The organism is Streptococcus sp. VTCC 12886 (genome assembly GCF_049893425.1).
GTDB lineage: Bacteria > Bacillota > Bacilli > Lactobacillales > Streptococcaceae > Streptococcus > Streptococcus suis_AA.
Genome location: NZ_JBMVJB010000025.1, coordinates 23,564 through 36,985, shown reverse-complemented (window position 1 = coordinate 36,985; position 13,422 = coordinate 23,564). Strand labels below are relative to the sequence as shown.

The 13,422-nt window shown below is 38.9% G+C and carries 9 protein-coding genes and 1 pseudogene; 2 read left to right on the top strand and 8 right to left on the bottom strand.

Features of this window, described 5'->3' with window-relative positions; genetic code table 11:
- Positions 1 to 511: pseudogene (locus ACPC57_RS08140) on the top strand (transposase); the annotation flags it as partial.
- A 42-nt stretch (positions 512 to 553) separates the two neighbouring features.
- Here ACPC57_RS08140 and ACPC57_RS08135 read toward each other — a convergent pair.
- The 3 genes from ACPC57_RS08135 to ACPC57_RS08125 all read right to left on the bottom strand — a co-directional run bounded on the left by ACPC57_RS08135 (position 554) and on the right by ACPC57_RS08125 (position 4,373).
- Positions 554 to 1,270: a YebC/PmpR family DNA-binding transcriptional regulator gene (locus ACPC57_RS08135; protein WP_217374616.1), complete on the bottom strand. Its 717-nt coding sequence runs from the start codon at positions 1,268 to 1,270 to the stop codon at positions 554 to 556.
- Positions 1,271 to 1,380: 110 nt separating this feature from the next.
- The gene (locus ACPC57_RS08130; protein ID WP_434066687.1) at positions 1,381 to 3,549 is read right to left on the bottom strand and encodes a PTS transporter subunit IIBC; all 2,169 of its coding nucleotides are present in this window, start codon (positions 3,547 to 3,549) and stop codon (positions 1,381 to 1,383) included.
- A 32-nt stretch (positions 3,550 to 3,581) separates the two neighbouring features.
- Positions 3,582 to 4,373 carry an endonuclease/exonuclease/phosphatase family protein gene (locus ACPC57_RS08125; RefSeq protein WP_434066686.1) on the bottom strand — a complete coding sequence of 264 codons (792 nt, stop codon included), beginning with the start codon at positions 4,371 to 4,373 and terminating at the stop codon, positions 3,582 to 3,584.
- A gap of 195 nt (positions 4,374 to 4,568) precedes the next feature.
- On the opposite strand from ACPC57_RS08125, the gene ACPC57_RS08120 reads away from it, so the two are divergent.
- Positions 4,569 to 5,276, top strand: coding sequence for a UTRA domain-containing protein (locus tag ACPC57_RS08120; protein ID WP_274504520.1), 708 nt, complete (start codon positions 4,569 to 4,571; stop codon positions 5,274 to 5,276).
- Positions 5,277 to 5,525: 249 nt separating this feature from the next.
- Here the strand turns inward: ACPC57_RS08120 and glgP are convergent, their stop codons facing one another.
- The 5 genes from glgP to ACPC57_RS08095 form a co-directional block, all read right to left on the bottom strand.
- Positions 5,526 to 7,790: a glycogen/starch/alpha-glucan family phosphorylase gene (gene glgP, locus ACPC57_RS08115; RefSeq protein ID WP_217374612.1), complete on the bottom strand. Its 2,265-nt coding sequence runs from the start codon at positions 7,788 to 7,790 to the stop codon at positions 5,526 to 5,528.
- A complete protein-coding gene (gene malQ, locus ACPC57_RS08110) occupies positions 7,783 to 9,291 on the bottom strand; it encodes a 4-alpha-glucanotransferase (RefSeq protein ID WP_434066685.1) in 1,509 nt (502 codons plus the stop codon). Before malQ ends, glgP begins: the two co-directional genes overlap by 8 nt.
- 184 nt (positions 9,292 to 9,475) lie before the next feature.
- Positions 9,476 to 11,587: an ATP-dependent Clp protease ATP-binding subunit gene (locus ACPC57_RS08105; RefSeq protein WP_217374610.1), complete on the bottom strand. Its 2,112-nt coding sequence runs from the start codon at positions 11,585 to 11,587 to the stop codon at positions 9,476 to 9,478.
- A 558-nt stretch (positions 11,588 to 12,145) separates the two neighbouring features.
- Positions 12,146 to 12,556: a peptide deformylase gene (locus ACPC57_RS08100; protein ID WP_434066684.1), complete on the bottom strand. Its 411-nt coding sequence runs from the start codon at positions 12,554 to 12,556 to the stop codon at positions 12,146 to 12,148.
- Between the two features lie 71 nt (positions 12,557 to 12,627).
- The gene (locus tag ACPC57_RS08095) at positions 12,628 to 13,356 is read right to left on the bottom strand and encodes a MerR family transcriptional regulator (protein ID WP_277837717.1); all 729 of its coding nucleotides are present in this window, start codon (positions 13,354 to 13,356) and stop codon (positions 12,628 to 12,630) included.
- Positions 13,357 to 13,422: the final 66 nt, after the last annotated feature.

The following is a 13,422-nucleotide window of genomic DNA, read 5'->3' as shown; positions in this document are numbered from 1 at the left end:
ATTATGAATCAGTTTGACAGAAAATCTCATGAATACAGGGCACTCAAACGCTACTGGAAACTCATCCAACAAGATAGTCGCAAACTCAGCGATAAACGATTTTATCGCCCGACTTTTCGTATACACTTGACCAACAAGGAGATTCTAGAAAAGCTACTTTCTTACTCGCAGGAACTTCGAGAACATTATGAACTCTATCAACTCTTACTCTTTCACTTTCAAGAGAAACAAGCCGACCATTTCTTTTATCTCATTGAGGAGACGCTTTGCAGTGTACATCCCATCTTTCAGACTGCTTTTAAGACCTTTTTGAAAGACAAAGATAAGATGATTGTCAATGGCACTTGAACTCTCTTGCTCAAACGCCAAACTGGAAGCTACCAATAATCTCATCAAAGTCATTAAACGCAATGCCTTTGGTTTTCGGAACTTTGAAAACTTTAAATTAAGAATTCTCATCGCTTTGAATATAAAAATGGAAAGAACCAACTTGGTCCTCTCCAGGTTATGACTTTTCATCAACCCACTACAGTTTACAAAGAGCCCATTTTTATTAGAAGCCATCCACATTCGTGTAGATTTTTTGTACATCTTCGTCGTCTTCGAGGGCGTTGTAGAGTTTTTCAAATGTTGCGAGGTCATCACCTTCAAGTGATACCTCTGATTGTGGGATCATTTCAAGTTCAGTCACGTTAAACTCTTGGATTCCAGATTCTTTAAGTGCAACGATGGCCTTGTGCAAATCAGTTGGTGCTGTATAGACAGTGATAGCTCCGTCTTCTGCTTCTACATCATCGACTTCAACATCTGCTTCAAGAAGCAATTCGAAGATGGCATCTGCATCTTCACCAGCAAAAACTACAACACCTTTTTTATCAAACATGAATGATACTGAACCAGATGCACCCATGTTCCCACCGTTTTTACCAAAGGCAGAGCGAACATTAGCAGCTGTACGGTTTACATTTGAAGTAAGTGTATCAACAATTAACATTGAACCATTTGGTCCAAAACCTTCGTAACGCCCTTCCACGAAGGTTTCGTCAGTATTCCCTTTTGCCTTGTCGATGGCTTTATCAATAATATGTTTTGGAACCTGCGCTTGCTTAGCACGGTCGATAACGAATTTCAGCTCTGAGTTTGTTTCTGGATCTGGGTCACCCTTTTTCGCTGCTACATAGATTTCAACACCAAATTTGGCGTAAACTTTTGAGTTAGCACCGTCTTTTGCGGTTTTCTTGGCTACAATATTGGCCCATTTACGTCCCATGGGGAACCTCCTACATTTTATAAAATCGCTTTATTATACCACAAATAACAAGGATTGAGAAGATTTTTAAAATTGAAAGACAAGCTCAAAATGAACTTGTCTCTCAATTCTTATAATTCTACAATTGCAACTTGACTATCTTTACTTACTTGTCCAAGGTTTACAAGACTGACAGATTTAATTTCTGCAGAATTTGTAAAGGCTACTATAATTGTTGTTTCACGGTCAGCTGAACGGATAGCATCCAAATCTGCTACAAGGAGTAAGTCACCAGCTTGAACATGTTGTCCATCTGCCACCTTTGTTGAGAATGGTGCCCCATTAAGTGCAACAGTGTCTAATCCAACGTGTACCAAAACTTCTACACCCTGGTCTGACAAAATGCCGACAGCATGTTTTGTAGGGAAAACACTGGTTACAGTACCAGAAACTGGTGCGTAGACATTGCCATTTACAGGCTCAACTGCATACCCATCACCCATCATTTTTTGTGCAAAAACAGGGTCTTTCACTTCAGTAATAGATACAGCTTGTCCATCTGCTACTGAGTAAACAGCTTCAGTGATTCCTTTGAACTTAGTTTCAGATGTCACTGTATTAGTAGAAACCACTTCTGTACGAGGAATTGCAACACCAGATTCTAATAAATCCTGAATGTCTGATTTGAGAACATCTGCTTTTGGTCCATAGACAGCTTGAACACCTGAATCTTTGATAATTAAGCCCATAGCACCAGCCTGTTTCCAAGCATTCTCATCTCCGACTTGTGCAACATCCTTCACAGTAACACGAAGACGAGTCATACAAGCATCAACATCTTCAATATTATCACGGCCACCAAGTAGGTTGATAATTTGCACCACTTGTGAATTTGCATCCGCAGTATCTACATTTGAGTTAGAAACTACATCTGTTGTCTCAGTATCATAGTTACCATTACGTCCTGCTGTTGCTAGATTAAATTTCTTAATCATAAAGTTAGCAATGAAGTACATAAGAACAGCAAAGAGTACTGATACCCAGATAAAGTTTACAAGGTCCATACCGAGGCCGGCTTTAATAGCCATTGGTGTACGAGTAAGGAATTCAATATTACCAAAAGAATGCACACGTAAATTAACAACATCGGCCATCGCAAAAGCAGCACCTTGTACGACTGCATAGACTAGATAAAGAGGCATAGCCGCAAACATGAACATGAATTCAATTGGTTCTGTTACACCTGTCAAGAATACAGCTAAAGCAGATGAAATAAACATCCCTTTATACTTATGTTTCTTGTCTTCGTCAACATTACGATACATCGCGTAAGTTAAGCCCATCAAAATCCCTGAAGAACCAATCATTTGACCAACTTTGAAACGAGCTGGTGTGATGCTTGCAAGAAGATCATTGTATTTAGTCATATCGCCAGCATCTTTTAGATTAATCAAGTCTGTAACCCAAGCCAACCAAAGTGGATCTTGTCCAAATACTTGTGTACCCGCTTGTGCACCTGTCAAGATGTCATAAGTACCACCTAGTGATGTATAGTTCATCGGAATAGTCAACATATGGTGAAGACCAAATGGAAGAAGCAAACGTTCCAAGGTACCATAAACGAATGGTGCTAAGATTGGTGCTGTATCCTGTGAACTTGCAATCCATTTACCGAAGCTGTTGATTCCTGTTTGAACAACTGGCCAGAAAATCGCTAAACAGAGTGCCACTAAAATTGAACGATAAATAACAACAAATGGTACAAAACGTTTTCCATTAAAGAATGTTAATGCATCTGGTAATTTACGATAGTTGTAGTATTTATTATATGCTGTAGCACCCACAAAACCAGCAATAATACCAACGAAAACACCCATATTAAGAGCTGGTTGTCCTAAGATGTTTACAAAGTAACCTGAAACAGGAATTTCATTACCAAAAACAGTTGTTACTGTTGCAGCAGCATCAGCGAGCATATCCGTTTTTACACCGAAAAAGTTACCTGTAATCAAGTTAATCAATATGAAGGCTAGACCTGCCGAGAATGCACCGCCAGCTTTTTCTTTAGCCCAGCTACCACCGATTGCTAAAGCAAAAAGCAAGTGTAAATTCCCAATAATACCCCAACCAATTTGGGCAATAATATTCCCAATACGAATCAATATTTCTGACTCAGGACTGATCAATGGGATAGAGTTCCCAATAGAAACCATGAGACCTGCTGCAGGCATAACTGCAATCACGACCATCAAACACTTACCGAATTTTTGCCAAAATTCGAAACTAAGAAATTTTTTCATTTTTTCTCCTTTATTTTTCGGCCTTACGCCATTTATACACTAAATTCAACTTCCACACCAAAATGGTCTGAAATGATAGGACGGTTATGTCCGTTAAAGATAACCTTACTTGTAAAAACTGTTTTTTCTTGGTTGAAAAAAATATAGTCTAACCGTTTCTCTTGGCTATGACCTGCCCAACCATCAATTGCTTTTTCAGCAGTTATTCCTTTATCCTTTTCTAGCGCTAACTCGTAGGTATCATGGAGCCCAAGATTCTTGATTGCATCGTAGGCATCCCGGTCTGAGATTGCATCAGTATTAAAATCCCCCATCAGAATTTTAAACCGCTGATGACCCGTACGTTCGACAATTGTTCGAATATTGTCCAGCTGATCTTCTTCTTCACTACCTGGTAAATTAATATGACACGAATAGATATCAATTAACTGGTCTTGATAGAAAACTGTCAACCCCACAATTTTTCGAGATAAGATAGAATGAATACTTTTATTTTGACTGCAATAAAATGAATCAACCTCATAGACAGGGAGCTTCGTCAAAAAGGCAATCCCTTCCTCATAACGATCATAGCCAATGTGAGAATGACTCCAATGATAGGAATAATCAAACTGTCCAAGATTTCTTAATTTTTCTAATAAAATCAAGCCATAATTATCCATCTTCAATTCTCTTGTGACGAATTTAGAAGCTATAAGCTGATTAACCTCCTGAAGAGCAATAACATCATAAGCCTTTTCGGCAATTGTTTGAGCTAAAATATCTATTTTTTCATCCTGATTTTCTTCTAACCAAGCATGGACATTTACTGTCAGTAATTTCATGACTCTCCTTTCCTAGATAATACGTAAACGTTTTCTTATATCCATAGTATAGCGTAAACGTTTGCATTAGTCAATAGCTTTTACGTAATATTTTAAACTTTTACGTAAAATTTAATAAAGGTAGTAAAAATACAGCTGTATTTCCCTATTCTAAGCCTTTTATGGTACACTAAAGAATAGAAAGATGGAAATACAATGAGTAAATATAAGAAAGTTTATCAAGATATCAAGAAAAAGATAGAGGATCAAGTCTGGTCAACAGGACAAGCATTACCAACTGAGAATGAATTGATGGAGATCTACTCTTACTCTAAAGACACCATTCGAAAGGCTCTGTCCCTTCTTGAAATGGATGGCTACATTCAAAAAAAACAAGGGAAATCTTCAATTGTAATCGAACACGGGTTAATGAAGGAACAGTATCTTTCTGAAATTAAGACCGCTGGAGAATTGAACAAACGTTCTAAATACCAGATTCAAACAGAACTTACCTCACTATATATCGTTCAGGGGCAAGATGATTTAATGTCTACCTTTGAAGTTGATGATAAAGTAGATTTTTATAGAGTGAGTCGGGTAAGAACGATAGATGGTGAGCGTTTGGAATATGAAATTTCCTATTTTGATCGTAGAGTCGTCCCTTATCTCAGTAAAGAAATTGCTGAAAGCTCTATCTATCGCTATTTAGAGCAAGAATTAAAGTTAACAATCTCTCATTCTCGGCGGGAAATTTCTTTCCGCTTTGCGAATGAAGAAGAAAAGCAATTAATGGACCTAGCCGACTATGAGATGGTGGTCGTGGTTACCAGCGTTACCTATCTCTCAAACGGTCAAGCCTTTCAATATGGAACAATTAGCTACCGTCCAGACAAAGTCAGCTTTGTCTCAATGGCAAAACGGTAAAAGGAACTAGCATTCTAGCTCCTTTTTTTGTGCAATTATTAAAAACTAGTCAGTACTTTCTCGAAAAAAGAATGTCTCTTTTTTCGAGACATTCTTTCTTTTCATTAATATAATATAAGGAGGGCTCAGAAGTAGTTTTGAAAATCAAAGCTGTCAGGTCCAAACCAGTTTGATTTTCATATCAAGGAATAGGTTGATCTGATAAATAGTTGGAGTGGTTCAATCAACTTTCCTTTTTGCTAATTTAAATTAGTAGCTGTGCCAAATTTCTTCGTTGTACTGTGCAATCGTACGGTCTGAAGAGAAGAATCCAGCTTTAGCAATGTTATGAACAACTTTCTTGTTCCATGAATCTTGATCTTCGTAATCTGCAAAGACTTGTTCTTTTACTTCGATGTACTCAGCCAAGTCAATCAAGGTCATGAACCAGTCTTTCGAAATCAATTCATGGTGCAAGCGTGCAAGACGTTCCTCGTTACCAAGCGCCTTCACTTCATCGCTAACGATAAAGTCAACTGCACGTTTAATATTTTCATCGCCATTGTAGTAGTCAGCTGAAACATAGCCTCCTTTGTCATAAAGATCAATAATTGTATCAGAGTCTTTACCAAATATGTAAATATTTTCACTACCTACAAGTTCTGCGATTTCAACGTTTGCACCGTCCATGGTACCAAGTGTCAATGCACCATTCAACATGAATTTCATGTTACCAGTACCTGACGCTTCTTTAGAAGCCAATGAGATTTGTTCTGAAATATCAGTTGCAGGGATCAATTTTTCAGCTACAGTTACATTGTAGTTTTCAACCAAATGAACATTGAGGTATTTATTTACTTCTGGATCATTATTGATCAACTCTGACAAGCAAAGAATCAAATGAATGATGTCTTGAGCGATAATATAAGCTGGAGCTGCTTTACCACCAAAGATAACAGTAATTTTACGTTTTGGAAGGTTACCATTCTTGATTTCAAGGTATTTATGGATAACATACAAGGCATTCATTTGTTGGCGTTTGTACTCGTGGAAACGTTTGATTTGTGTATCAATAATAGAATTTTCATCCAGTTCGATACCTTTGTTGTCTTTAAGGTAACGTTTCAGAGCCAATTTATTATTGAATTTGATTTCAGCCAACTTAGCATGAACTTCCTTGTCATCAGCAAATGCAAGCAATTTTTCAAGTTTAGTAGCATCTGTTAAGTACTCATCACCAATCAATTCTTTGATGTAATCAGCCAGCTCTTGGTTCGCAAATTCCAACCAACGACGGAAAGTGATACCGTTTGTTTTATTGTTGAATTTTTCTGGGTAAAGCTCGTAGAAAGCTTTCAATTCAGAGTTTTTAAGAATTTCTGTATGGAGCGCAGCTACACCATTCACTGAGTTAGAGAAGTGGATATCCATGTGAGCCATGTGTACACGACCTGATTCATCAATGATTTGGACTGCTGGGTCTTTGATTTCTGCACGAATAAGGGCATCCAATTCTTTGATGATACCAACCAAGTGTGGCACCACTTCTTCAAGGAACTCAAGTGGCCATTTTTCAAGTGCTTCCGCCAAGATAGTGTGGTTTGTGTAACCAGTCATATTCTTAACAATCGCAACAGCTTCCGCAAATTCAATACCATGTTTTTCAGTCAAAAGACGAATCAACTCAGGAATCACCATTGAAGGGTGAGTGTCATTGATTTGAACATACGCGTATTCAGCCAAATCATGCAAGTTTGAACCACGTTCAATAGCTTCATCAATCAAAAGCTGAGCCGCATTTGATACCATAAAGTATTGTTGGTAGATACGGAGTAATTCACCGTTCTTATCAGAATCATCTGGATACAAGAAGAGTGTCAAGTTTTCTTTAATATCAGTCTTGTCAAATGAAATACCATCTGTAATCAAGTTGTAATTCACTGACTCAATATCAAATAAGTTAAGGTAATTCTTAGTTTCTTTTTTATAGCCAAGAACGTCAAGACGGTCCAATTTTGATTTCAAAGTGAAGTTTTTGAATGGAACATCATAGCTGATAGTTGTTGGAATCAACCAAGAATTATTTTCAATCCAGAAGTTTGGTTCTGCTTCTTGCTCATTTTTCTTAAATACTTGACGGAAAAGACCACAGTGATAGTTAAGACCCACACCTTCACCGTTGATACCAAGTGTTGACATAGAGTCAATAAAACATGCAGCCAAACGACCAAGTCCACCGTTACCTAGTGATGGTTCTGGTTCAACGTCTTCAACTTGAGCCAATGACTTACCAGCCGCTGCCAATTCTGCTTGAATATCTTTGTACACACCCAAGTTAATCAAGTTGTTTGACAAGAGTTTACCGATAAGGAACTCAGCTGAGATATAGTAAACCTTACGTTTTCCTGTATTTTTTGGTTTTGTAGCTGCAGCTTCTTTTACGTAGTTTAACAATTGAAGATAGATTTCTTCATATGTTAAATCAGCTAATTTTTTCGAAGTATTTGTTTCTGCAAATGTTGTAAATTTAGTCATGTTGTTCATTTCCTCTTTGATATAGTAATGTCATTTTTGTCAAGAAGTCTTTACGTTCTTGCGTTAAATCTTCTGCTTTCATACGCCATTTCCAGTTTCCACCGATAGTAGATGGCGTATTCATTCGACTTTCTTCACCCAAATCTAGGATATCTTGCATGGTTGCAATAGCAGTGTCACTTACTGTTGCAAATAACATGCGGAGCATTGCTTGACTAACTTTTTCAATCGGTTTACGATTGCTGTAAGCATCTACATATTCTTGTTGCTCCGGTTCAAGATTATTGTACCAACCATTGACAACCTCATTATCATGAGTTCCAGTGTAGGCAACCGAATTAGGAATGCAACGATGCGGTGCATCAATACTCTTACCTGTTACGTCATAGAAACCAAATTGTAAGATTTTCATCCCTGGATAGCCACAATCTGCAAGCAATTTGCGAGCTTTGGCGTCAATATTTCCAAGGTCTTCCGCGATAATTGGAAGGTCTCCAAGTGTCTCTTTAACAGCTTTGAATAAACTGTAGCCAGGACCTGGTTCCCAAGTACCTACTTTTGCCACCTCAGCCTTACCATCGACTTGCCAGAAGTCTGAGAAACCTTTGAAGTGGTCAATTCGAAGGACATCATACAGCTTAAAGCTTTCATGAATTCTATAAATCCACCAGTTATAGCCAGTTTTTTCATGTTCTGGCCAATCGTAAATAGGATTTCCCCATAATTGACCATCCTCTGAGAAGTTATCAGCAGGTACACCAGCTACATAAAGTGGCTTGCGTTCACTATCCAATTTGAATAGTTGAGGTTTTGTCCACACTTCAACGCTATCCGCGGAAACATAGATAGGCATATCTCCGATGATTTTGATGTGGTGTTTGTTCGCATATTCTTTCAACTGTTTCCATTGGCTGAAGAAGAAATACTGTGTGACTTTGTAGTAGTCAATTTGATTGGCTAACTCTAAGCGATATTTATCAAGTGCTTCTTCATTTCGAGCGACCACCTTTTTATCTTCCCATTCTTGGAGCGCTTTATTGCCAAAGTATTCTTTGATAGCCATAAATTCAGCATAATCTGTTAACCAAGATGAGTTGGCTTTTTCAAACTCTAGAAAAGCAGCTTTTTTCTTATCATCTTGTAAAAATGCTTGAACAGCTTTTTCCAAAATTGGACGACGTGCTTGATAAATTAGTGCATAATCTACTTTTTCAGGATTGTCCCCGAAATTGACATCTTGGAAATCTTCTGGTGCCAACAACCCCTCTTCTACCAAAAGGTCGAAGTCTATCAAGTGTGTATTTCCTGCAATTGCAGAGAAAGACTGGTACGGTGAATCTCCGTAGCTTGTGGTTGTTAGTGGTAAAATCTGCCAATAAGTTTGCTTTGTTTCTACCAAGAAATCAACAAAATCATAGGCTGATTGTCCAAAAGTACCAATACCAAACTTACCTGGAAGTGAGGTAATATGCATTAATATTCCACTGGTACGATTTGTCATAAAAACGTTTTCCTTTCTGTCGGTTACGTATATTAGTTTAACGCAAACGTTTGCATCTGTCAAGTATTTTATAAGAAAAGTTTCTAATCATCAAAAAAGTGCCTGTTTTATCGCATTTGTTAGCGAGTAACAAAAAAAGAAAATTGGAATTTTTAATGCCAATTTTCTCTGTTTTTTATATTTTTTAAGCTAAGCTTTGCTCTTTCTCTTTGATTTGGATGGTTCCATTTACCACATCAGCTTCTAAATTTTTAGCATCAAGGTTATCCAAGTGGAAGTCTGTGACTTTGTCACGGATTTGTTGTTCAACCACACGACGGAGTGGACGAGCACCCATAACTTCATCATAGCCTTCTTCTGTCATATAGGCTTTAGCAGCTTCGCTAACTGACAACTCAATGCCTTTCTTAGAAAGAGTCTTGTTAACTTCATTCAACATAAGATCGACAATCTTAGAAAGGTCCTCCTTATCTAAGTGTGAGAACTCAATAACTGCGTCGAAACGATTAAGGAATTCCGGACGGAAGTAAGGTTTCAAACGATCCATGAGTTCTGGTTTATCATCATCTTCTGTCCAGTTAGATTCGTAACCGAAGCCAGCGTTTGAAGTTGCGATAATGACTGTGTTCTTGAAGTTTACAGTATTACCTTGACCATCAGTCAAACGGCCATCATCCAAAACTTGGAGGAGAAGGGTGATAACTTGAGGGTCTGCCTTTTCAATTTCATCAAGAAGGATGATTGAATAAGGGTTACGACGAACACGTTCTGTCAAGGTATTGCTATTATCATCATAACCAACATAACCAGCTGTTGTACCGATCAATTTAGAAACGGCTGTGCGGTCGCTGTATTCTGACATGTCCAAACGGATGATAGCATCTTTGGTACCGAACAAATCAAGGGCCAATTGTTTAGCCAACTCAGTTTTACCAACACCAGTAGGTCCTACAAAGAGGAAGCTACCGATTGGACGGTTACCATCGTCAAATCCTGCACGATTACGACGGATGGAACGTGCCACTGCTTCAACGGCCTTATCTTGACCGATAACCTTAGCTTGCAAACGGTTACCCATATCTTTCAAACGTTCGATATCCGTTGCACCCATTTGAGATACTGGAATACCAGTCATACGTTCTACGGATTCAGCCACATCGTTTACAGTCGCAGTCACCTTGCGATCTTTTGCATGGTTAGCAATTTTCTTTTCAAGTTTTTCAATACGAATCTTAGAATTTAGAGCTGCTTCGAAATCTTCTTTAGCAACTGCAGCTTCTTGTTTAGCTTTTTCTTCTTCGATTTCACGTTCAACAGCATTGACATCAGTTACTGGATGTTGTGCTGCCAAGTGAGCTGCTGTCACGTCCAAAAGGTCAATAGCCTTATCTGGCAAGCTACGTTGTGGAATGTATTGTACTGAAAAATCAACCGCTGCTTTCAAGACTTCATCTGGCAAGATAACATTGTGGTGTTTTTCATAAAGATCACGAATACCTTGAAGAATCTTGAAGGTATCTTCAGGAGAAGGAGCATTGACCTTAACTTCGTTGAAACGACGAGCAAGGGCAGCATTCTTCAAGATAGTGTTACGGTATTCATCTTGAGTTGTTGCACCAATCACTGTTATTTCACCACGTGAAAGAGCAGGTTTCAAGATATCAGCCAGACCTTTAGAACCTTGACCATCGCCAGTGCTTCCGGCACCAAGAATTTGATGAATTTCATCGAAGAAGAGGATAATGTTTCCAGCTTCTTTGACTTCATTTACCAAGTTTTGAATGTTTTCTTCAAAGCTACCACGGTATTGAGTACCAGCTTCCAAGCCCGAAATGTCAATGGAGATGATTTCTTTGTCCTTGATAGCAGCTGGGACATCACCATTAACGATGGCTTGTGCCAAACCTTCAACTACAGCTGTTTTACCAACCCCAGCATCACCGACAAGGACTGGGTTATTCTTAGTACGACGAGCCAAGATTTCGGCAGTTTCTTGAATTTCTTTGTTACGTCCGATAACAGGATCCAATTTACCTTCGCGAGCCTCTTGAGTCAAATTGCGACCTAATTTTGCTAGTATCCCATCTGATTTTATCTGACCTTTAGATGGTGCTTGTGCCACTTCTTCGGTCTGTGGCAGGCGACCGGTCTGACGGTACATAGCAAATTCCTCCGGTGTCACTTCACGCCCATTGATAGAATAACGGCGGCGCTCTGTACTGTAACCACCCATGTTGGCCATGAGTTGATTGAAAATATCGTCCATATTGTTAAAGTTATTGAAATTGTTGTTCATAGTAGTTACCTCGTTTCTGTTTTATTTATTTTTGACTTTTACTGACCTTTGTTTTAGAAAGATTGACTTAGTCTTTCAGTTTGCTTTTAGTACTAGCTCTAAAGGTTTGGGGAACCTTTGGAGGTGGGAAATAGTGCGAACAAAGTTCGAATCAAAAGCTACAGGCAGCTTCAATAGTCCAGTGAACTATTGAAGGTTGGAATTCGCACTTACGATAGTAAGTAACATTCGTAAAGTACGGCAAAGCGAGTTCAAACAATCCAGTGGAGTGTTTGAAGCTGGAAATAGGGAAATGGAGTTTCCTCGTACGTCAAAGTAATAAAAGATAAACTAAATGACGCTAATAGGGTGTTATCCTGTCTTTCATAACAACCTCCTTATAGGTTTGCTTTTTACTGACCAATAGTTCAAAATATAAATCATTACTTTTTACTTTTTGATCTTTACTGACCTTTTGATTAAACATTCCGCAAGGCATTTACCTTACGAATCTTATTATACACAATTAGTCAGCAAAGGTCAATAGATTTGTTAACATTTTTCAAACTTTTTAAAAAGTTAGATAACAATCCCTTCCAAATGATCTAGTTCATGCTGAACAATCTGGGCTTGGAAGTCAGTTAGTTTTAGTCTCCGCTTTTTCCAAGAAGCATCAAAAAACTCTACTTCAATTTCCTGATAGCGAGTGGTCGTGCGAGTACCTACTAGCGACAGGGAGCCTTCCTCTGTCTGATAGGGCTTGGCCTTGCTGATGAGGACGGGATTGTACATGACCAGATTGGCGAAGCCCATGTTGACGATGATTATCCGCTTTTTGACGCCAATCATGTTGGCCGCCATACCCACGCAGGCATGAGCGTTGGCTACCAAAGTATCCTGTAAATCTTGACCTACCTGCACATCTAGCTGAGTCGCAGGCTCAGACTTCTTCTGCAGGAAGAAAATATCTTTCATAATAGGTTGAATCATGGGGTGCCTCCTTACACTCTAGGTACATCTAGTATACCAAAAAAGCCTAGTTCTCACTAGACTTTCCTTATTTATTCTTGGCAATAAATCGCAATGGCTTGACTGACAAAGGCTACTGTGCCTGGTCCACCTGCTCGGTCGATATTGGCTGAAAATCGCTCATCTTCAACATACATGAAACCCAGATTTTGCAAAATTTCCTTTGTGCAGGTGTAGAAATGTTCCGTGATATAGGCCCGCAAATTCGCTACCTGAGCCTGCACCTCAGGGTGACTGACTTCTAAGAACCTGTATTTTCCAAAAGCTTCAAAAATAGCATGCATCTCTTGGGCAAACACCCGATCCTTACTGGCATCGTAACCTTCTTCAAACTCAGCATGGGCCGCGGTCTGTCCCCAACGTTCCTTGGCCTCCACCTTATAAGCTTTTAGTTGACTGCTGTCAAATGCATGAAAGTCCATGACTTCTCCTCCTTTTTCTGTGAGCAATCTGGCGTGATTGATGATGCGGTCCAGACGTTCCCTTTTGAGCTCTAAAAGGGTGATATGATCCCGCAAGACCTGCTGACGATTGATTTCCGTCACGTCCAGAAGCTGCTGAATGTTTTTGAGAGGAAATTCCAACTCACGAAATAATAAAATTTCTTGCAGACGAGCCAAATTTTCTTGATTATAGTAGCGATAACCATTTTCAGCCACAAATGCTGGTTTGAGCAAACCAATCTGGTCATAGTGGTGCAAGGTCCTCACCGTCAATCCTGTCAACTGACTGACCTGCTTAACTGTCCAATTTTCGTTCATAGAAATCTCCTCTCTATACCCAGTATAAGGGATAACGTAAGGTGAGAGTCAAGGGAAAAATGAATT

What these genes read in the sequence shown, in the direction of transcription:
- ACPC57_RS08135 (WP_217374616.1), bottom strand. Translation starts at nt 1,270, where the DNA reads ATGGGACGTAAATGGGCCAATATTGTAGCCAAGAAAACCGCAAAAGAC.
- ACPC57_RS08130 (WP_434066687.1), bottom strand. Translation starts at nt 3,549, where the DNA reads ATGAAAAAATTTCTTAGTTTCGAATTTTGGCAAAAATTCGGTAAGTGT.
- ACPC57_RS08125 (WP_434066686.1), bottom strand. Translation starts at nt 4,373, where the DNA reads ATGAAATTACTGACAGTAAATGTCCATGCTTGGTTAGAAGAAAATCAG.
- ACPC57_RS08120 (WP_274504520.1), top strand. Translation starts at nt 4,569, where the DNA reads ATGAGTAAATATAAGAAAGTTTATCAAGATATCAAGAAAAAGATAGAG.
- glgP (WP_217374612.1), bottom strand. Translation starts at nt 7,790, where the DNA reads ATGACTAAATTTACAACATTTGCAGAAACAAATACTTCGAAAAAATTA.
- malQ (WP_434066685.1), bottom strand. Translation starts at nt 9,291, where the DNA reads ATGACAAATCGTACCAGTGGAATATTAATGCATATTACCTCACTTCCA.
- ACPC57_RS08105 (WP_217374610.1), bottom strand. Translation starts at nt 11,587, where the DNA reads ATGAACAACAATTTCAATAACTTTAACAATATGGACGATATTTTCAAT.
- ACPC57_RS08100 (WP_434066684.1), bottom strand. Translation starts at nt 12,556, where the DNA reads ATGATTCAACCTATTATGAAAGATATTTTCTTCCTGCAGAAGAAGTCT.
- ACPC57_RS08095 (WP_277837717.1), bottom strand. Translation starts at nt 13,356, where the DNA reads ATGAACGAAAATTGGACAGTTAAGCAGGTCAGTCAGTTGACAGGATTG.